General features: G+C 66.9%; 17 protein-coding genes and 2 tRNA genes. 9 read left to right on the forward strand and 10 right to left on the reverse strand.

Features of this window, described 5'->3' with window-relative positions; genetic code table 11:
• Positions 1-2 precede the first annotated feature (2 nt).
• Both BN3385_RS15990 and BN3385_RS15995 read left to right on the forward strand, forming a co-directional pair.
• On the forward strand, positions 3-794 hold the full coding sequence (locus tag BN3385_RS15990; RefSeq protein ID WP_059018008.1) for an Fpg/Nei family DNA glycosylase: 792 nt from the start codon (positions 3-5) through the stop codon (positions 792-794).
• Positions 795-839: 45 nt separating this feature from the next.
• Positions 840-2,531 (forward strand): cation:proton antiporter, encoded by a 1,692-nt coding sequence (locus BN3385_RS15995; protein ID WP_059018010.1) that lies wholly within the window; start codon positions 840-842, stop codon positions 2,529-2,531.
• On the opposite strand, the gene BN3385_RS16000 is transcribed toward BN3385_RS15995, so the two are convergent.
• The 3 genes from BN3385_RS16000 to BN3385_RS16010 form a co-directional block, all read right to left on the reverse strand.
• A complete protein-coding gene (locus tag BN3385_RS16000; protein WP_059018012.1) occupies positions 2,528-3,445 on the reverse strand; it encodes a hypothetical protein in 918 nt (305 codons plus the stop codon). The genes BN3385_RS15995 and BN3385_RS16000 overlap by 4 nt on opposite strands.
• Before the next feature lie 54 nt (positions 3,446-3,499).
• Positions 3,500-4,681: a serine hydrolase domain-containing protein gene (locus tag BN3385_RS16005; protein WP_059018014.1), complete on the reverse strand. Its 1,182-nt coding sequence runs from the start codon at positions 4,679-4,681 to the stop codon at positions 3,500-3,502.
• A gap of 136 nt (positions 4,682-4,817) precedes the next feature.
• Positions 4,818-6,062 (reverse strand): carboxylate--amine ligase, encoded by a 1,245-nt coding sequence (locus BN3385_RS16010; RefSeq protein ID WP_059018016.1) that lies wholly within the window; start codon positions 6,060-6,062, stop codon positions 4,818-4,820.
• A gap of 150 nt (positions 6,063-6,212) precedes the next feature.
• Between BN3385_RS16010 and BN3385_RS16015 the strand changes: the two genes are divergently transcribed.
• Positions 6,213-7,748 (forward strand): hypothetical protein, encoded by a 1,536-nt coding sequence (locus BN3385_RS16015; protein WP_059018018.1) that lies wholly within the window; start codon positions 6,213-6,215, stop codon positions 7,746-7,748.
• A gap of 2 nt (positions 7,749-7,750) precedes the next feature.
• On the opposite strand, the gene BN3385_RS16020 is transcribed toward BN3385_RS16015, so the two are convergent.
• Entirely contained in the window at positions 7,751-8,581 is an 831-nt protein-coding gene (locus tag BN3385_RS16020) for a hypothetical protein (protein ID WP_059018019.1), read from the reverse strand.
• A 119-nt stretch (positions 8,582-8,700) separates the two neighbouring features.
• Positions 8,701-8,771 (reverse strand) — tRNA-Gly (locus BN3385_RS16025).
• A 136-nt stretch (positions 8,772-8,907) separates the two neighbouring features.
• Between BN3385_RS16025 and BN3385_RS16030 the strand changes: the two genes are divergently transcribed.
• The 5 genes from BN3385_RS16030 to clpX all read left to right on the forward strand — a co-directional run bounded on the left by BN3385_RS16030 (position 8,908) and on the right by clpX (position 13,437).
• A tRNA-Pro gene (locus BN3385_RS16030) sits at positions 8,908-8,981 on the forward strand.
• A 49-nt stretch (positions 8,982-9,030) separates the two neighbouring features.
• Positions 9,031-10,446 (forward strand): trigger factor, encoded by a 1,416-nt coding sequence (gene tig, locus BN3385_RS16035; RefSeq protein ID WP_059018021.1) that lies wholly within the window; start codon positions 9,031-9,033, stop codon positions 10,444-10,446.
• Positions 10,447-10,575: 129 nt separating this feature from the next.
• A complete protein-coding gene (locus tag BN3385_RS16040) occupies positions 10,576-11,166 on the forward strand; it encodes an ATP-dependent Clp protease proteolytic subunit (protein ID WP_179967456.1) in 591 nt (196 codons plus the stop codon).
• A complete protein-coding gene (locus BN3385_RS16045; protein WP_059018025.1) occupies positions 11,159-11,821 on the forward strand; it encodes an ATP-dependent Clp protease proteolytic subunit in 663 nt (220 codons plus the stop codon). The genes BN3385_RS16040 and BN3385_RS16045 overlap by 8 nt, the downstream gene beginning before the upstream one ends.
• A 335-nt stretch (positions 11,822-12,156) precedes the next feature.
• Entirely contained in the window at positions 12,157-13,437 is a 1,281-nt protein-coding gene (clpX, locus tag BN3385_RS16050) for an ATP-dependent Clp protease ATP-binding subunit ClpX (protein ID WP_059018027.1), read from the forward strand.
• 9 nt (positions 13,438-13,446) lie between these two features.
• Here clpX and BN3385_RS27715 read toward each other — a convergent pair whose 3' ends face one another.
• On the reverse strand, positions 13,447-13,821 hold the full coding sequence (locus BN3385_RS27715) for a helix-turn-helix domain-containing protein (RefSeq protein WP_082690503.1): 375 nt from the start codon (positions 13,819-13,821) through the stop codon (positions 13,447-13,449).
• Between the two features lie 137 nt (positions 13,822-13,958).
• On the opposite strand from BN3385_RS27715, the gene BN3385_RS28245 reads away from it, so the two are divergent.
• A complete protein-coding gene (locus tag BN3385_RS28245; protein ID WP_156432775.1) occupies positions 13,959-14,393 on the forward strand; it encodes a hypothetical protein in 435 nt (144 codons plus the stop codon).
• 281 nt (positions 14,394-14,674) lie between these two features.
• On the opposite strand, the gene BN3385_RS16055 is transcribed toward BN3385_RS28245, so the two are convergent.
• Genes BN3385_RS16055 through BN3385_RS16070 form a run of 4 tightly spaced genes read right to left on the reverse strand, consistent with a single transcriptional unit; the run spans position 14,675 to position 19,279 of the window.
• The gene (locus BN3385_RS16055) at positions 14,675-15,124 is read right to left on the reverse strand and encodes a hypothetical protein (RefSeq protein ID WP_059018029.1); all 450 of its coding nucleotides are present in this window, start codon (positions 15,122-15,124) and stop codon (positions 14,675-14,677) included.
• 2 nt (positions 15,125-15,126) lie between these two features.
• Positions 15,127-16,104: a ferritin family protein gene (locus BN3385_RS16060; protein WP_059018032.1), complete on the reverse strand. Its 978-nt coding sequence runs from the start codon at positions 16,102-16,104 to the stop codon at positions 15,127-15,129.
• Between the two features lie 44 nt (positions 16,105-16,148).
• A complete protein-coding gene (gene fdhD / locus BN3385_RS16065; protein WP_059018033.1) occupies positions 16,149-16,976 on the reverse strand; it encodes a formate dehydrogenase accessory sulfurtransferase FdhD in 828 nt (275 codons plus the stop codon).
• Positions 16,964-19,279, reverse strand: a complete 2,316-nt coding sequence (locus tag BN3385_RS16070; protein ID WP_059018035.1) for an FdhF/YdeP family oxidoreductase — start codon at positions 19,277-19,279, stop codon at positions 16,964-16,966. Before BN3385_RS16070 ends, fdhD begins: the two co-directional genes overlap by 13 nt.
• Positions 19,280-19,330: the final 51 nt, after the last annotated feature.

Below are 19,330 nucleotides of genomic sequence, written 5' to 3' on the forward strand. Positions count from 1 at the left end.
CCGTGCCGGAGGGACACACCCTGCACCGGCTGGCCCGGCTGCACCACCGCCGGTTCGCCGGCGAACCGGTCGCGGTGTCCAGCCCGCAGGGCCGGTTCACCGATGCGGCCGTGGTCGACGGCCGGGTGTTCACCCGCGCCTCGGTATGGGGTAAGCACCTCTTCCACCACTACGACGGCGGCCCGATCGTGCACGTGCACCTCGGGCTGTACGGCACGTTCACCGAGCGCCCGGTCCCGATGCCGCTGCCGGTTGGCCAGGTGCGGATGCGGATCGTGGGTGCCGAGTACGGCACCGACCTGCGTGGCCCGACGGCCTGCGAGCTGCTCGACGAGGCCGAAGTGTCGGCGATCATCGCCCGGCTGGGGCCCGACCCGCTGCGCCGCGATGCCGACCCTGATCTGGCGTGGACGCGAATCGCCAAGTCCCGCAAGCCGATCGGCGCGCTGCTGATGGACCAGAAAGTGATGGCCGGCGTCGGCAACGTCTACCGCAGTGAGCTGCTGTTCCGCCACCACATCGACCCGTACCGCCCGGGCCGCGACGTCAGCGCCGACGAGTTCGCGCAGGCGTGGGCCGACCTGGTGGAGTTGATGAAGGTCGGGGTGCGCCGCGGCAAGATCGTGGTGGTGCGCCCCGAGCATGACCACGGTGCGCCGTCCTACCGGCCCAACCGGCCGCGCACCTACGTCTACCGCCGCGCCGGTGAGCCATGCCGGGTGTGCGGCACGCCGGTGCGCACCGCCGAACTCGAAGGCCGCAACCTCTTCTGGTGCCCGACCTGCCAGGTCTGAGCACTTCGGCCTGCATCCTCGCAGTGCGGCCGCGAGAATGCCTCCATGGAACTGATTCTCGTGGTCGTCGGCGCGATCGTGGTGACGGCGATCGCGAGTCGGCGAGGGTTCGAGCCGGCGCTGGTCATCGTCGTCGTCGGGATCGCGGCATCGTTCCTGCCCGGATTCGAAGCGCCTGAACTGGATTCGCACATCCTGCTGACGGTGGTCCTGCCGCCCCTGCTCTACTCCGCCGCTCTGGACTTCTCGTTTCCGACGTTCATCCGCAACATCAAACCCATCCTCGGCCTGGGGGTGGGCCTGGTCCTGGTCACCGCGTTCACGGTTGCCGCGGTGTCGGCCTGGGCGGTGGTGGTGCCCCTGACATTCGGTACCGCTCTGGTGCTCGGGGCCATCGTCGCCCCGCCCGATGCCGTCACCGCCGTCGCGGTCGGCCGCAAGCTGGGCCTGCCCAAGCGGGTGATGGCGATCCTGACGGGGGAGAGCCTGATCAACGACGCCGCCGCGCTGGCGCTGTTCCTGGTGGCGGTTGCCCAGGTGGCCGGCACCCACACGTTCATCGAGAACCCGGTGCTGCTGTTCGGCTACAGCGCCATCATCGGGCCCGCCGTCGGCGCCTCGCTGGGCTACGTCACGCTGTGGATCCGCAAACGACTCAACAATCCCGGCCTGGAGACCATTCAGGGCCTGATGGTGCCGTTCGCGGCGTTCCTGGCGGCCGAGGAGTTACACGCCTCGGGGGTGCTGGCCGTCGTGGTGGCCGGCTTCGTGGTCGGCAGCGGAACGTTGGGTGCGGGATATCAGACCCGGCTGCAGGAACGCTACGTCTGGCACGCCCTCGACGTTCTGTTGGAGGCGTTCGTCTTCGCCTACATCGGCCTGCACCTGCGCTTCGTACTCGAGGATCTGCGGGAGAACCACGAGTCGCTCGGCGAGGTGGCGATCGCCTCGGCCATCGTGCTGTTCATCGTGCTGGCCATCCGCCCGCTGTCGGTGTTCCTGATGTTCGGTCGCGGTGTGTTGCTGCGCCACGTCGACCGCACGTTGTCGGTGCCGATCCCGGCCGCGGGTGGTCGCGGCGCGCTGGGCACCCGGAAGCGGGAGAAGCCGGTGGGCAAGTGGCGCTCGATGATCGACCACCGTGCGCTGAGCTGGCGGGAGAACGTCGTGGTGTCGTGGACCGGCATGCGCGGGGTGGTGACCTTGGCCGCCGCGGCCGGTATCCCGCTGACGATGGCCAACGGTGAGCCGTTCCCCGAGCGGGCGACCATTCAGGCCATCGCGTTCGTCGTCGCGGTGGGAACCCTTCTGCTGCAAGGCTGGACGCTGCCGCCCCTGATCCGCCGCCTGCAGCTGTCCGGTCAGGAAGACGATCAGGCCTACGAGCGTGACGAGACACTGAAGGCCGAGCGGGTGGTCCACGATGCGGCCGACGAGGTGCTCACCGAATTCAGGTCCAACCCGCCCGAGGGGCTCGATCCGCGGGTGCTCGCCGAGATCCGCAACACGATCGCGCGGCACTCCCAGGACGCCGACGAGATGCCCGACCCGGAAGCACACACGTTGCGCGCCGAGGTGTTCTCCGCGCTCTACCGCGATGTGCTGGCCGCGCAGCGGGCCGCGCTGATCACTGAACGTGACGCCGGAAACATCGACGACGAAGCGGTGCGCGCCATGCTCGAACGGCTCGACCTGCAGGAGGCCGGTGTCACCGCGCGGCTGGAGAGCCGGCTCTAGAAGTCGCCGAACCCGCCGAAGTCGCCGCCACCGAAGTCACCGATGCCGCCGCCGTCGCCGCCCCAGCCACCACCGCTGTCGGCCCAGCCACCGCTGTCACCGCCCCAGCCGCCGCCGTCGCCACCCCAACCGCCGTCCTGGCCGCCTGCGGCGTCGAGCCCCTGGTCATAACCCTGGTCGAAGCCCTGGTCGAAACCGGAGCCGTAGCCGTTCTCGAAGCCGGAGGCGTCATAGCCGACTCCGCCCATGCCGGAGAACAGCGCGTCGAACAGCAGCACCGAGCCCACGCCCCAGGCGCCGGCCACCAGTGCGGTCTTCCACAGCGCGTCGAACAGCAGCACCGAGCCCACGCCCCAGGCGCCGGCCACCAGTGCGGTCTTCCACCACGGCTCGGAGTACCAGCCGGCCGGCACCGGGCGTCCGGCGACCCGGCCGCCGGGGTAGTAGTTCGGGGTGTTCGGGGTGGGCACCGGCGAGGCTTCGATCTCCCGGCCGTCGAACTGAACCTTGCGTTCCTCGGTCACTGTGCCCGCGGACTTCTGCCCGGAGATGCTCTCCAGCTCCGGACCCGGGTCCATACCCATCGCGGTACGCGCCGCGCGAACGTAGTACAGCCCCTCGAGCGCGCTCTCCTTGGCCAGCTGCGCCTGCTTGGCCGTGGTGGCCTGCTCGATCTGTGAGGAGGCCGCGGTGAACCGCTCGGAGGCATCGGCCAGCGCCTGGGTGGAGGCTTCGTTGGAGCCGTTGAGGTTGAGCACCTGACCGCCGAGGCGTTCGATCACCCGGCGGGCGTCGGCCTTGGCGTCGGCGAGTGTGGCGGCATTGCGATTGCCTGAGGCGCGCGACGAACTCCACACCGCCAGCGCGATCGCAGCGACGACCACCAGGATGAGCACTACGAGCACACCATTCATGGCACCCACAGTACCGAGCCGCCGGCAGTGCGCCGCGGGATGAGAATTTGCCTGTCAGAGAACGCCGATAGCGCGGTAGACCTCGTCGGACAGCGCGGTGCTGCGCGGGTCGGCATTGCACTTGGTGGCGTCGAAGTAGTTCATCACGTAGGCGTAGCCGATCCGGTTCTCCAGGTCGACGAAACCGTAGGAGCCACCGGAGCCGCCGTGACCGAAACTGCGCAGGTTCGGTCCGGCCACGCCGCGCTGATTGAGCATGTAGCCCAGGCCCCAGCCGTGGTCGGCCACCCGCGGGCCGAGCACCACGTCGGTGTCGAAGCCGCCCTGCGAGACGCGCGCGATGTCCATCTGCTCGCGACTGAGCAGCTTCTCCTGCGCCAGACCGTTGTAGAAGGTGGCCAGCCCGAGGGCGGAGACGTGGCCGTTGGTGCCGGGGAATTCGGCTGTGCGCCAACGGGTCAGCTCGTTGGAGCCCAACTCGTCGTCGGGGACGAAGCCCATCGCGATGGCCAGACCGGCCATCGGATGCTCGTCGAGGGACACCGGGTGCCCGGGCGCCTGACCACGGGCCAGCACGTCGCGGATATGCGGCTTGTTGACCATCTCGGCACAGCGCGAATGCTCGGCGGCGGGCAGACCGATGTGGACGTCGATGCCCATCGGCTCGGCGATCTCGGTGCGCAGATACTGCCCGATGCTGCGACCGGTGACCCGGCGGACGACCTCGCCGAGGATGAAGCCGAAGCTGACCATGTGATAGCCCTGGGCGGTGTCGGGCGTCCACCACGGGGCGGCGGCGGCGAGTTCCCCGCACACCCGATCCCAGTCGCTGGTGTCGCTCCAGTGCAGCCGCGTGCTCGGGCCGATCACCCCGGAGCGGTGGCCGAGCACCGAGGCGATGGTGATGTCCTGTTTGCCGTTGACGCCGAACTCCGGCCAGTAGGCGGCCACCGGCGCGTACAGGTCGATCTCGCCACGGTCGGCCAACAGGTGCACGCAGGTACTGGTCAGTCCCTTCGTTCCGGAGAAGACGCTCGCCAGGGTGTTCTGCCGCCAGTGCCGGCGGCGGCGTGCATCGCTGTAGCCACCCCACAGGTTGACCACGAGGTCGCCCTCCACCCACACGGCCACGGCCGCGCCGACCTCGTCATGGTCAGTGAAGTTCTGCACGAAGGCGTCGCGGACCGCCTCGAATCCCGCGACGCACGCGCCGCCGATAGGGATGGGGTTGCTCACCGCGCCTCCTGGTCGGATATCCCTGACCGGCGTCGGGAACCGCACCTGAATCTACGGCCGCCGAGGGTAGCCGCCGATCCTGCGAACTCGATTGGAGCCGAACCGACATCGTGTCGTGACCAGCGGGTTCAGTCGTTCAGCGGGAAAGAAACGGCAGGCGTGAGGCAAGCGAGAGATACAACTGGCACACGATGACGGCGAGGATCGGGATCGGGTCGTCGGCTGCCAGATAGGCCAGCCGAGCCCGGCCGAAGCCGCCCAGCGCCGGCCGGTCCTTGCGACGATGCGCCACCCAGTTGGCGAAGTCCCACGGCTCGATGATGAACCGCTCGCCGATGACCTGGGAGCCGGGCGGGATGGGGCGGCCGGACAGGTCCAGGTGCATGGCGCGCACCACGTCGACGCCCGCGTCGTTCTCGAACATCCGGAACTGGGCGCCGGGGCGGGGATTGAAGTCCAGCAGCTTGTACTTGCCGGTGCGCAGGTCACGCCGCCAGTCCATGTCGAAGATGCCGCGGTAGCCGATGTCCTTGCAGAACGCCGTTGCCATGTCGGCCAGTGTGCTGTTCACCGCGGTGAACCCCGCCGACGCAGCGCCGCCCCTGGCCGGCCATGCCCGGGACTTGCGTCCGGTGAACACCGGCCGGGCGGTGGCGCTGGCGTCGCAGTAACCGACGGTGAACCAGTCCTCGCCGTACTCGTCGGGCAGGTACTCCTGGATCGTCAGGTCGAAGGGCTCTTCCAGGGTGCTCGCCAACTCCCGCAGGGCGGTGCGGTCGGGCACCACCAGGGTGTTCTCCACTCTTCGGCTCGGCCCGCGGGGACCGGCGCTCTTGACGATCGCCGGCTCGTCCAGGTCGCCGATCACCGCCTCGAGCTCGGCCATGGTGTGGACGAAGGCCGAGCGTGGCACCGGAACACCGTGTTGCAGGCACAACCGGTCGAGCTGGCGTTTGTCGACCAGCTCGGCGGGCAACTCCGGCGCGACCGCCGGCAGGACGTAGCACTCCTCGAGCGCCTCGCGATGGCGTGCAGCGAATACCGCCATGTCATCGCTGGTGCAGACGATCAGGCACTTCGTGCTGAGCGTGCGGCCGAACTCCAGGAGGCGCTGCAGGAGCTCCGCCTCGCCGTCGCCGCGATGCGGTCGCCACACGACGCGCCCCTTGACGTAGCGCGACCAGGCTGCCGGTGCGTAGCGATGCCCAACGACGGCGTAGGCGGGAACGCCGGCGCGGCCGAGGCTGCGGAAAACACCCAGGCTGCCGTGCTGCAGCGGGAACTGCGACACCCACAGGACCATCACCGGCATCGACGTGTCGAGGTGCAGGCCGGGGCGGGAGGTGTCCAGCCGCGGGATGCGGTCGATCAGGGCCGTCACGCGTGCCTACCGGCCCAGCGCAGACGGGTGACCCCCCGAAAACAGGTCATTCGCCGGATTCTGCCACGCCCGCCCGTTCCCGGACCGGTACTCGCCAGTCTGGCCGCTGTGCCTCACACTCGACGCCAACACCGAGGTCCTGGGAGGACGATGAGCAGCAATACCGACGTGCACACCGCCGTGGTCTTCGTGCACGGTCTGCTCGAACGCCGGCCCACCGACATCCTCGATGCCTTCGCCAAGTCGGTGCTGACACCGCACCACGGCCGCTGGGAGTACTACCCCCAACCCATCGAGGTCACCGACTCCTACGAGGCACGGCGGTACTCCGCCCCGTCGGCCGGCGTCGACCTCTTCGAATACGACTGGTCGTTCCTGGCGACCAGCACGCGCTACGCCGGCTTCGCGCCGGCGCTGCTGCGGGTGCTGCTGCGACGCCCACGGCATGTGCCCGACCAGATCTTCGGCATCTGGCGGGCCGCCTGGCTGACGCTGCTGATCCCCGCCTCCGTGCTGATCACCCTGTTCATCGTCGGCGGGTACCTGCTGCACACCGGAATACCGGGCTGGATTCTCGGTGTGGTCAGCAGCGTGGTGGTGCTCAGCATCGCCGTCGCGGTGTTCCGGATGTTGCCGCGGGCGCTGACGAGGAGTTTCCTCACCACCGGATTCGTTTCTGTCGCGCGCTATTTCGATCTGCAACCGGAGTCTTTGGCGGCCCGGCGGGCCACCCGGGGCGGTCTGGTGGACTTGCTGCACACCCTGCATCAGGGCAGCTACGCCCGGGTGGTGGTGGTCGGCCACGGGGTGGGCGGGTTCATCGCGTACGACGCGCTGACGACCTTGTGGGCCGAAATGCATGAGCTGCATGCTGATTCGGCCTCGGGGCTGAGCGCGCTGGCGCCGGTCGAGGCGGCGGCCGGCGGTGAGATCGGCGAGTTCCAGGACGCGCAGCTGCGGCTGTGGCAGGACCTTCGGTCGCAGGGAAATCCCTGGCGTGTAACGGATTTCGTGACCATCGGCACGCCGATGGCATTCGCCGACCTGTTTGTGTCCCGCCCGCCGATCCTGGCCGGTTTGGGGCGGGTCGACGCCCGCCAGGGAAATCCCTGGCGTGTAACGGATTTCGTGACCATCGGCACGCCGATGGCATTCGCCGACCTGTTTGTGTCCCGCCCGCCGATCCTGGCCGGTTTGGGACGGGTCGACGCCCGCCACGCGTTGTTCGACCGGCTGAGCCGCAGGGGAGTGGTGCTGCGTTGCCCGCCGCGCTCAGAGGCGCTGACGGTCGACTCGGATGAGGACGGGCCGGTGTCCTACGGCTGCGGTCCGGTGTTGGGGGCGCAGTCGCTGTTCGCCGTGACCCGCTGGACCAACCTGTGGTTTCCGGTGGCTCGCGGCAGCGTGTCCGGGGACTGGTTCGGCGGGCTGCTGGCGCCGTTGTTCGGTGCCGGCGTCCGGGATATCGCGGTGACGGGCAATCTGCCCGAACGGCGGCGGCCCGGGGCAGCCCAGACCCAGTACTTCACCCACCCCGAGCACGACGCCCACGGGGACGTCGCGTGGCATCTACGCGCCGTGCTGGCGCTGGACCGTGGTGACCTGCAGGCCTCACTGGACGCGCCGGAGGCAGACCCTGCGACGGTGCGCCGGGTGGTCTACCGCTCCTGGCAGCGCAGCATGTGAACTCAGTCGGCGGAGGTCTTCTTGCCCCGCTTGCTGCTGCCGGTCGCTGCCGACGGCGCCGACTTCGTCGCGTCGCGGGCCGCAGTGGTGGTGGTGTCGTGCGGGCTCTCACCCGATGATGCGGTGGCCGGGGTTGCGACTTTCTTGACCGTCGGAGCCGCAAGGGCGCTGCGGGCGCTGGCGCGGTTGCTTCGTCCCACACTTCGGGGAGCGGGTGCGACGGCGGTGTCGCCGGAGTCGGTCACCGTCGCCTCGGCTGAGGCCGGTCGGGCCTGCGCGGCGGCCGCTGCAGCCCCGCAGTTCTGGCCGACGAAGCAGACCGGGAATGTCGGCACCTTCGGGATGTGCAGAAAGTCCAGGACGGGGTTGACCAGACCGGCGAAGCCGTTCCAGGCGTAGGCGACGGCGCCCAGGGTCACCGCGATCCCGCCCAGGCCGATGGCCAGCAGGCCCGGCAACGGGCCCAGTCCGAGGCTGTTGAGGTAGTCGAGGAACTGTGCGGCCAGAGCCAGCAGGTCCGGCGGCGACGTCGTGTCCGAAGCAGTGCTCGCCGCGGCGGGCCGGACGAGGGTTTGACTCGATGCCGCGGGGCGCGCCGACACGACCACGGGTTGAGGCGCGGCAGCCAACGCGGAGACGATCCGCACCACATCGGCACTCGCGTCTGCTGCCGTCGCTCCCGCGAGTTGCACCAGGTGACGTTCGATATGCGGCGCCGCAACGTGCGTCATCGGCGGTGCGGTGAGCAGGCCGAGGGTCACGATGCCGACACCGGCGACAGCCAACCCGGCGGAGTAGGGACGGACAGACGGGTACTCGAATGATCGGGGCATCGTTACCTCTGGTCGGCGGTCACACGAACGCGATCGATCCTCGCATCGGGAGCGCGAATGAAAGCCGATTCACGCAGAAAAGGCTCTGAACTGCAGGTGCAGGTCAGAGCCTTCGTCGGAGCGGGCGACGGGAATCGAACCCGCGTAATCAGTTTGGAAGACTGAGGCTCTACCATTGAGCTACGCCCGCGTACTTTGCGCGAGCCCAAATGTACCGGCGGCGACCAGATCAAATCCAGTCGGCCCTGTCGAACCCTCTTCGACAAGGTCGATTGAGGCTGAGCAGCGGTTGGGCCGTAGGATCGCGGGCGCGAGAAAGCACAGCACGGGGTGTAGCGCAGCTTGGTAGCGCATCCGCTTTGGGAGCGGAAGGCCGCAGGTTCAAATCCTGTCACCCCGACACGCCCTACAACCACGCGTCAACGAAGAACTACATGAGGAGCACCGCAGTGAAGAGCACCGTCGAGAAGTTGAGCCCGACCCGGGTTCGCATCAACGTGGAGGTGCCCTTCACGGAATTGCAGCCCGACTTCGACCGCGCCTACAAGCAGCTGGCTCAGCAGGTCCGGCTGCCCGGGTTCCGCCCGGGCAAGGCTCCGGCCAAGCTGCTGGAGGCCCGGATCGGTCGGGGCGCGGTGCTCGAGCAGGTCGTCAACGACGCGCTCCCGAGCCGCTACAGCGAGGCCGTCACCACCACCGAGGTGCGCCCGCTGGGTCAGCCCGATATCGAGATCACCAAGATCGAGGACGGCGAGGAGCTGGTCTTCACCGCCGAGGTCGATGTGCGTCCCGACATCGAGCTGCCCGACCTCTCGGAGCTCAAGATCGAGGTCGATCCGATCGAGGTCACCGATGAGGACGTCGACGCCGAGCTGCAGTCGCTGCGCGCCCGCTTCGGCACTCTCAAGGGTGTGGAGCGTCCCGCGCAGGACGGCGACTTCGTGTCCATCGACCTGTCGGCCACCGTCGACGGGGAGGATGTCCCGGAGGCCTCGACCGAGGGGCTGTCCCACGAGGTCGGTTCCGGCCAGCTGATCGACGGCCTCGACGAGGCGATCGTCGGGCTGTCCGAGGGCGAGTCGAAGGTGTTCACCACCAAGCTGGTCGCCGGCGAGCACGCCGGTAAGGACGCCGACGTGACCGTCACCGTCAAGTCCATCAAGGAACGCGAACTGCCCGAGCCGGACGACGAGTTTGCCCAGCTGGCAAGCGAATTCGACACAATCGAAGAGCTCAAGGCCAACCTGACCGAGCAGGTCGAGCGGGTCAAGCGCATCCATCAGGCCGAGAAGATCCGGGACAACGCCCTGGAACTGCTGCTGGAGAAGATCGAGGTGCCGCTGCCCGAGGCGATCGTGCAGGCGCAGGTCGACGAGACCGTCCACAACGCCATCCACGGCCTGGACCACGACGAGGCCAAGTTCGCCGAGGCGCTGGAAGCCCAGGGCAGCTCGCGTGAGCAGTTCGACGCCGACACCCGCGAGGCCGCCGAGAAGGCCGTCAAGACCCAGCTGCTGATGGACGCCATCGCCGACGATCTCGACATCCAGGTCGGCCAGAACGACCTGACCGAGCGGCTGGTGCTGATGTCGCGCCAGTACGGCATCGAGCCGCAGCAGCTGCTGCAGATTCTGCAGCAGAACAACCAGCTGCCGGCGATGTTCGCCGACGTGCGCCGCGGTCTGACCGTGGCCGCGGTGGTCGAGGCGGCCACCGTCACCGACACCGACGGCAACGTCGTGGACACCAGCGAGTTCTTCGGCCCGCCGGCCGGCGCCGAGGCGGCCGAGTCCGCCGAGGTCGAGGACGAAGCCGGCGAGTCTAGCGATGAGGACGCCGACGGCAAGGCCGACGAGGCTGAATAACGCCGACAGCGAAAGCGCGCTCCTCTGGGAGTGCGCTTCGCGGTTGGTTGGTTAGGGTCGAGTAGAACGTGGAGTAGAACTCCAGTTGGTTCAAGGTCTGTAGAAAGCAGGTATCAAGTCGTGACTCATATGCGTTCGGGCGGCGCGCCAGGGCTGAACCTCACTGACTCGGTGTATGAGCGGTTGCTCGCCGAGCGCATCATCTTCCTTGGCTCGCAGGTCGATGACGACATCGCCAACCGGCTGTGCGCTCAGATCCTTCTGCTCGCCGCGGAGGATCCGACCAAGGACATCTCGCTGTACATCAACTCGCCCGGCGGCTCGATCAGCGCCGGCATGGCGATCTACGACACGATGGTGCTCGCGCCGTGCGACGTGGCCACCTACGCGATGGGTATGGCCGCCTCGATGGGCGAGTTCCTGCTGGCCGCGGGTGCCAAGGGCAAGCGTTTCGCCCTGCCGCACGCCCGCATCCTGATGCACCAGCCGTTGGGCGGCATCACGGGTGGGGCCGCGGACATCGCGATCCAGGCCGAGCAGTTCGCGCTCATCAAGAAGGAGATGTTCCGGCTCAACGCCGAGTTCACCGGCCAGCCGATCGAGCGCATCGAGGCCGACTCCGACCGCGACCGGTGGTTCACCGCTCAGGAAGCCCTCGAGTACGGCTTCGTCGACCACATCATCACCCGCGCCCACGTGAACGGACTGTCCAATGCCTGATACCAATCCCTTTTCTGAGGCGAACCCCCGGTTGGCGCCGCAGTCGCGCTACATCCTGCCGTCCTTCGTCGAGCACTCGAGCTGGGGCGTCAAGGAGTCCAACCCGTACAACAAGCTCTTCGAGGAACGCATCATCTTCCTCGGCGTGCAGGTCGACGACGCGTCGGCCAACGACATCATGGCCCAGCTGCTGGTCCTGGAGTCGCTGGATCCCGACCGTGACATCACCATGTACATCAACTCGCCCGGCGGCTCGTTCACCTCGCTGATGGCGATCTACGACACCATGCAGTACGTCCGCGCCGACATCCAGACCGTGTGCCTGGGTCAGGCCGCCTCGGCGGCCGCAGTGCTGCTGGCCGCGGGCACCCCCGGCAAGCGCCTGGCGCTGCCGAACGCCCGCGTGCTGATCCACCAGCCCTCACTCGGTGGTGTCATCCAGGGCCAGTTCTCCGACCTCGAAATCCAGGCCGCGGAGATCGAGCGGATGCGGACCCTCATGGAGGAGACGCTGGCTCGCCACACCGGCAAGGATGCGGCCGTGATCCGCAAGGACACCGACCGCGACAAGATCCTCACCGCGGCCGACGCCAAGGAATACGGGATCATCGACACCGTCTTGGAGTACCGGAAGCTCTCGGCGCAGAACGCCTGAGCAATTCCGCGCTCCGCGAACCCGGTGTGACCACGGGCTTCGGTATCGTGGGCAACGGAGAACACCGCGACGCAACTCGCCGTTCGCCGTTGCCATTCCGGGCGCGTGCCCTCTCGGTTGGGTAACGGCGGCGACACGCCAGTAACACAGGTGCGCGTTCCGAAGCGACGAGAGCCGTGTCAGGGGATATGTTCACCATCACGAATACCACTGGCGCTATTCGGCTCTATCTGTCGCACCGCGGCGGAGCGAACGGGTAGCGTCGGGACATACACCACAGACAGTCGATGGCAACGATCGAAGACCGACGGCGAAGGAAGTAGGACCCCACCACCATGGCGCGCATCGGAGACGGCGGTGACCTGCTGAAGTGCTCGTTCTGCGGTAAGAGTCAGAAGCAGGTGAAGAAGCTCATCGCGGGTCCGGGCGTGTACATCTGCGACGAGTGCATCGACCTGTGCAACGAGATCATCGAAGAGGAGTTGGCCGACGCCGACGACGTCAAACTCGATGAGCTTCCCAAGCCGGCCGAGATCCGGGAATTCCTGGAGAACTACGTCATCGGGCAGGACACCGCCAAGCGCACGCTGGCCGTCGCCGTCTACAACCACTACAAGCGCATCCAGGCGCAGGAGAAGCACCGTGACTCCCGCGCCGAGCCTGTCGAGCTGGCCAAGTCCAACATCCTGATGCTGGGTCCCACCGGCTGCGGCAAGACCTACCTGGCGCAGACGCTGGCCAAGATGCTCAACGTCCCGTTCGCCATCGCCGACGCCACCGCACTGACCGAGGCGGGTTATGTCGGTGAGGACGTCGAGAACATCCTGCTCAAGCTCATCCAGGCCGCCGACTACGACGTCAAGCGCGCCGAGACCGGCATCATCTACATCGATGAGGTCGACAAGATCGCCCGCAAGAGCGAGAACCCGTCGATCACCCGCGACGTCTCCGGCGAAGGTGTTCAGCAGGCGCTGCTGAAGATCCTGGAGGGCACCCAGGCTTCGGTGCCGCCGCAGGGCGGACGTAAGCACCCGCACCAGGAGTTCATCCAGATCGACACCACCAACGTGCTGTTCATCGTGGCCGGTGCGTTCGCGGGTCTGGAGAAGATCGTCTCCGACCGGGTCGGCAAGCGCGGCCTGGGTTTCGGCGCCGAGGTGAAGTCCAAGGCCGAGATCGACACCCAGGACCACTTCGCCGAGGTCATGCCCGAAGACCTGATCAAGTTCGGGCTCATCCCCGAGTTCATCGGCCGTCTGCCGGTGGTCGCCTCGGTGACCAACCTGGACAAGGACTCGCTGGTGCAGATCCTGTCGCAGCCGAAGAACGCTCTGGTCAAGCAGTACACCAGGCTCTTCGAGATGGACGGCGTCGAGCTCGAGTTCGACGAGGATGCGCTCGAGGCGATCGCCGATCAGGCTATCCACCGCGGGACCGGTGCCCGCGGCCTGCGCGCCATCATGGAAGAAGTCCTGCTGCCGGTGATGTATGACATCCCCAGCCGTGACGATGTCGCCAAGGTCGTGGTGACCAAGGAGACCGTCCAGGACAACGTCCTGCCGACGATCGTGCCGCGCAAGCCGGCCCGGCCCGAGCGCCGCGACAAGTCCGCCTAGGTCTACTCGTTAGCCTTCATTCTCTGGGGTAGTCAAGGCGGCTGCCTCGGCGGCTGTACGCCCCAACCGTCTCTTTGTCTCTCTAGCTCGTGTCGAGTCGAGTTGGTCTAGAGCCGAATCGGACTGGTTGAACATGCCTTCGATCAGTTCAGGCACGGTTATCCCCAGCACTTCGCTAAGTGCAATCAAAGTTGAAAGACGAGGGTTGGCCGGTTTGCGCTCGCCTCGTTGGCCTATACCGCATTCAAGTAGCTGGTAATGGTTGCGACTGATCCCCGCCGCTTGCGCGACGGTTTCCTGGGTTAAGCCTCGGGCCTGCCGGAGTTCGGCGAGCCGCCTGCCGAGTGTCTCGGCTACATCTCGCTCAATCGAAGACTCCGACACTCCAGCAACATCGTTGCCTCACGCCAATCAGTCGACCATCTATAGATGGCATTCCACTGTGAGATGCGATAGCCTCTGCTGAGAAAGAAGCCATCTATAGATGGCAACCGACTTCTCGTAGATGAGGGAGATTTCACATGGCGGTGCGACGTAGCTTGTCAGTACTACTGGTAGGCGTGGTTGCCGGGTTAGCTTCTGCTGTCGCGATAGCGGGTGCCGCTGCGGCCTCGGCGGACGGTCTGACGACGCAGACGGGCGGTTCGGTTGACTACGACGGCACGCAGGGTTCTTTCGACAACGACGGCACAAGCGGTACGAGTCGCAATCTGACAACGTCTTCGACCGGTGGCCACGCCATCGTCAGTGATGCGTGCTTCGTTAAGCAGAATCCGCACTACTGCCCGCCTCCCGCGAGTTTCGACCCGAGCTATATCTCGTCTGTTTCGGGCGCGAGTGACCAGGTAGGGAGCGCGCTGGACTCTGACGGTTACCAGGCCGACCATGCGTTCGGCCCGAATATCACCGCGGTGCCAGGCTCGAAGGCAACGCCGCCCAAGGGCTTTTACCACTGACTCGTCTGAGCAAGCCGGAAAACCTCGTGCGAGCAACTGCGGCTCTGGCCCTGCTGATCCTGGGAATCACCGGTTTGGTGTCTGCGTGTGATGCCCGCCAAGAGAAAGCGCCGCCGTCTCCGCAAACCAGCACTAGCGTTGCCCCGCCGTCGCCAACAGAAAAGGCTGTCACTCCTGGCGGAGGCAATAGCTTTTCGCCCACAGTCAAAGCCCCGCCGGCCCCCACGGCGATCCCCGGAGACAACTAATAGCACCGTTAAGGTATCGGCCAGCCCGGTCTCTTACGCAAACGGCACTCTGGCGATCGTCGCCAGGGACTCGGCGAAGAAGTAGATCGCCTTGAAGAATTCGAGCAGTTCGCCGCGCTCCAGCGTCATCCGGCGGTCTGTGATGGTCCGCAGCACGTCGTAGCCCTCGCACAGGGCCTTCCAGTGGGTGTAGTCGGCCATCAGTACATAGGTCGCGTCCACGGGTTCGGAACCGGGCAGCACCCGGCACTCGCGGACGAAGTAGCCGGCCCACGCGATGTACAGGTAGCGATCGCCGCCGCCGAGTTCGGCGGGCAGGTTGCGCACGCCGAGCGCCCATGACGCGGTGTATTGCGCCCGCACGACGTCGTAGACATCCCAGTACTGCGTCAGCTTGCCGGCCAGGGTGGCATCGTCAGGCCCGGCATCCAGCGCGGCCCGGACGTCCTGCGCCCACTCGTCGCTGAAGAAGGCCGACGGCACGCTCAGCCGCCGGGGGCGATGTGGCCGATCGGCACGAGCATCCGTTCGAGGTCCGCGGTCAGCGCGACGCCGAGTTCGGCACACCGGCGGCGCAAACTGCTCGACACCAGCATGCGCATCTCGCCCTCACTCCACCCGAGCGGCTCGTGGAAGGCTCGGCGGCTCGATACCCCGCTCACCGTCAGGATCGTGCGCAGGGTGTCGTGAATCTCGTCGGCCAGCGTGGGATCCGCACGAAGCTCCTGCTGCAGGAACAGCAGCCCGCCGCGGACATGCCGGGAGTGATCGAGGTACGCCGACCGCGCTCCGTCGACAAATCCCGGCAGCACCCCGCGACCGGCGGCAAAGCCCATCAGCACACTGAAGAAGGACGTCGCCAGAACACCCTGGATCCACAGGAAACACGTTGTGGCGTAACGGACCCTGGCTCGCGGGTCGTGGGGCTGACGACGCAACTCCTCGGCCTGGAACGCCAACAGCCCGAACGGGCCGACGAAGGTCTCCTGCACCCGGGGATACGTCTCGTCCAGCATTCCCATGATGGCGGCGCCCTGAGCGCCGACGGCCTCGCGAAAGAACCTGCCGAAGAACACGATGTGCCGTGCATGCGTTTCGATCTGCGCGGCGATGTGGAGCTTGTGCTCCTCGGCTGAGCCGGCCATGAACTCCGGCAGGTTCGCTTCGAGTTGGCGACTGCCGTGCAGAAAACTCGCAGCGATACCCACGAACGACTCGCGCTCGTCATCGGCGATCGTGCGCACCCAATCCTTCTGGTCCTGGCCGAAATCCAGGCTGAAGACTTCCCAGCGGTCCCTGACGTACTGGCGATAGAGCAGCACGAAAGCCGACGGCGCGTTGAGTTCGTCGCCGGCGGCCGCACACCCGCTCAGGTCAGCGCGGGTAATGCCAATATGGTCACGGTTGAACAGCGTTCGCGTTCTCTCGTGATGCACCGAGATCGGTGCGTCAACCTCTGTCACCGCGTCCTCCCACCGTGCGTGACGAGCAATACCCCCGTATTGTCTCAGCCGATCACACGATCCGCTCGGCTGTAGACGTTCATTGAGTCACCCCGTAAGAAAGCGATCAGAGTTAGACCCGACTGGGTAGCCAGGTCAACGGCCAGCGATGACGGCGCTGACACCGCGGCCAACACCGGAATTCCGGCCATCACCGCTTTCTGCGTCAATTCGAACGAGGCCCGGCCGCTCACCAGCAGGATGGTTCCGCCGAGCGGAATCCGCTTGGCTTCCAACGCCCATCCGATCACCTTGTCGACCGCGTTGTGCCTGCCGACATCCTCGCGCACCACCAGCAGTGTGCCGTCGGCGGTGAACAATGCGGCGGCATGTAGTCCGCCGGTGCTGGCGAATACCTTCTGTGCCGCGCGCAATTGGGCCGGCATTGCCGTCAATGCCGCCCTCGACACCGCGGACGGATCATCGCCGGGGGAGTAGCTGCTGGACAGCCGAACCGCCTCGAGTGACGCTTTACCGCACACCCCGCACGACGACGTTGTGTAGAAGTTGCGGGTGACATCGGTATCCGGCGGGGGCACGTCGGGGTGCAGGGTCACGTCGAGCACGTTGTAGGTGTTGGTCCCGTCTGCGGTTTCGGCGCCCCGGCAGTATTGTACGGTCAGGACATCACCCCGTCGGCTGATGACACCTTCGGTGAGCAGAAAGCCTTGCGCCAGTTCGACATCGGAACCGGGCGTTCGCATCGTCACCGTCACCGGAACAGAGTTCACCCGGATCTCCAGCGGCTCCTCGACGACGAGTGTCTCGGGCCGCTCGGAGGCGCTGTCCGCGGTGAGGTGGCTGACTCGGCGCCGGGCGGTTACCCGTCCCATGTCTTCTCCAGCCGGATGACGATCGCCTTCGACACCGGTGTATTCGACTTGAGCGCAACATGATCCAGCGGCACCAGCGGATTGGTCTCTGGGTAGTAGGCGGCCGCATTGCCCACCGGTGTGGAGTACGGCACCACCAGAAAGTCCTTGGCGCGCCGTTCCTGAACCTCACCGCGGGCATCGGTGAACTCCGAGACCAGATCCACCCGATCGCCGTCGCTCAATCCCAGCGACGTGATATCGGCGGGATTGACGAAGATCACCCGCCGGCCGCCCTTCACGCCGCGGTAGCGGTCGTCCAGACCGTAGATCGTGGTGTTGTACTGGTCGTGGCTGCGCAGCGTCTGCAGCACCAAACGCCCCGCGGGCACCGGAACCCACTGCATCGCATTGACCGAGAAGTTGGCCTTGCCGGTGATCGTCGGGAACTCGCGGGCGTCCCGCGGCGGGTGCGGCAACTGGAAGCCATCGGGCTGACGCACCCGGGTGTTGTAGTCCGCGCATCCCGGCACCACGGCCGCGATGGCGTCGCGGATCCGGTCGTAGTCGGCGGTGAACGATTCCCACGGCACCGGATGATCGGCACCGAGGACCGCGCGCGCCACCTGACAGATGATCGCCACTTCACTGCGCACCTGATCGCTGGGCGGCGTCAGCGAGCCTCGCGAGAGGTGCACCATCGACATCGAGTCCTCCACGGACACAACCTGTTTGCGGCCGTCGACCAGATCCCGGTCGGTGCGCCCGAGCGTCGGCAGGATCAGCGCGGTCCGTCCGTGCACCAGGTGGCTGCGGTTGAGTTTTGTCGACACCTGCACCGTCAGCGCGCAGGAACTCAACGCCGCCTCGGTGACCGCGGTGTCGGGGGTGGCCGAGGCGAAATTGCCGCCCATGCCGATGAATACCGAGGCCCGGCCGTCGCGCATCGCCCTGATGGCATCCACCGTGTCATAGCCGTGTTTGCGCGGGCTGGCGATGCCGAACCGGCTGTCCAAGGCGGCCAGGAAGCTCTCCGGCACCTTCTCCCAGATGCCCATGGTCCGATCGCCCTGCACGTTGGAATGGCCGCGCACCGGGCATACCCCGGCGCCGGGCTTACCGATCATTCCGCGCAGGAGAAGGACATTGGTGATCTCGCCGATGGTCGCCACTGCGTGGGTGTGCTGGGTGATGCCCATGGCCCAGCACACGATGGTGCGCTGCGAGCCTGCCAGCATCGCGGCGACGCGGTCGAGTTGTGCCCGGTCGATCCCGGTGGCCTCGAGGACGGTGTCGAGATCGACGCCACGGGCCTCGGCGAGGTAGTCCTCGAAGCCGTGGCAGTGCCCGTCGACGAAGTCGCGGTCGATCACGCTGCCGGGCGAGCGGTCGTCGGCCTCGACCAACAGCCGGCCCAGCCCCTTGAACAGCGCCAGGTCCCCACCAATGCGGATCTGGACGAACTCGTCGGCGATCGGCACACCGTGGCCGACGACACCGTGCACCTTCTGCGGATCCTTGAAGCGGATCAGCCCCGCCTCGGGCAGCGGATTGATCGCAATGATCTTGGCGCCGTTGGCCCGCGCCTTTTCCAACACCGACAGCATCCGCGGGTGGTTGGTGCCCGGGTTCTGCCCGGCGATCACAATGACGTCGGCGTGCTCGACGTCATCGACGGTCACCGACCCCTTGCCGATCCCGATCGAGTCGATCAGCGCGGTGCCCGACGACTCATGACACATGTTCGAGCAGTCCGGCAGATTATTGGTGCCGAAGCTGCGCACCAGCAGTTGGTAGAGGAACGCCGCCTCGTTGCTGGTCCGTCCGGAGGTGTAGAACACCGCCTCATCCGGTGACGCCAGCGCGTTCAGATGCTCGGCGATCACCGCGTACGCGTCGTCCCAGCTGATTGGCTGGTAGTGCTGCTCGCCGGGCCGCAACACCATCGGGTGCGTCAGGCGGCCCTGCTGGGACAGCCAGTACTCCGGTTTGGCGGCCAGTTCGGCCACCGTGTGCCGGGCGAAGAACTCCGGGGTGACGCGGCGTTTGGTCGCCTCCTCGGCTACCGCCTTGGCGCCGTTCTCGCAGAACTCCGCCAGCTTGCGGCCGCCGTGCTCCTCGGGCCATGCGCAGCCCGGACAGTCGAAGCCGTGGCGCTGGTTGATCCGCGCCAGGGCTTCGACCGTACGTACCGGGCCCATCTCTGCCAGTCCGCGCCGCAGCGACACCAGGACGGCCGGCACCCCGGCCGCCTCGAGCTTGCGGGCGCCGATGGTGACCGCATGCTCGTCGTAGCCGGCATCGATGTCGCGACCTTCACCCATGCCTCTCAATCTAGGCCGACTGGCTCACGATCGGCACGCGGCCTCGGGCGT

Source organism: Mycobacterium sp. M26 (assembly GCF_001494595.1).
GTDB lineage: Bacteria > Actinomycetota > Actinomycetes > Mycobacteriales > Mycobacteriaceae > Mycobacterium.

What these genes read in the sequence shown, in the direction of transcription:
- fdhD (WP_059018033.1), bottom strand. Translation starts at nt 16,976, where the DNA reads ATGGGACGGGTAACCGCCCGGCGCCGAGTCAGCCACCTCACCGCGGAC.
- BN3385_RS15995 (WP_059018010.1), top strand. Translation starts at nt 840, where the DNA reads ATGGAACTGATTCTCGTGGTCGTCGGCGCGATCGTGGTGACGGCGATC.
- BN3385_RS28245 (WP_156432775.1), top strand. Translation starts at nt 13,959, where the DNA reads ATGGCGGTGCGACGTAGCTTGTCAGTACTACTGGTAGGCGTGGTTGCC.
- clpX (WP_059018027.1), top strand. Translation starts at nt 12,157, where the DNA reads ATGGCGCGCATCGGAGACGGCGGTGACCTGCTGAAGTGCTCGTTCTGC.
- BN3385_RS16045 (WP_059018025.1), top strand. Translation starts at nt 11,159, where the DNA reads ATGCCTGATACCAATCCCTTTTCTGAGGCGAACCCCCGGTTGGCGCCG.
- BN3385_RS16020 (WP_059018019.1), bottom strand. Translation starts at nt 8,581, where the DNA reads ATGCCCCGATCATTCGAGTACCCGTCTGTCCGTCCCTACTCCGCCGGG.
- BN3385_RS16015 (WP_059018018.1), top strand. Translation starts at nt 6,213, where the DNA reads ATGAGCAGCAATACCGACGTGCACACCGCCGTGGTCTTCGTGCACGGT.
- BN3385_RS16000 (WP_059018012.1), bottom strand. Translation starts at nt 3,445, where the DNA reads ATGAATGGTGTGCTCGTAGTGCTCATCCTGGTGGTCGTCGCTGCGATC.
- BN3385_RS16040 (WP_179967456.1), top strand. Translation starts at nt 10,576, where the DNA reads ATGCGTTCGGGCGGCGCGCCAGGGCTGAACCTCACTGACTCGGTGTAT.
- BN3385_RS16070 (WP_059018035.1), bottom strand. Translation starts at nt 19,279, where the DNA reads ATGGGTGAAGGTCGCGACATCGATGCCGGCTACGACGAGCATGCGGTC.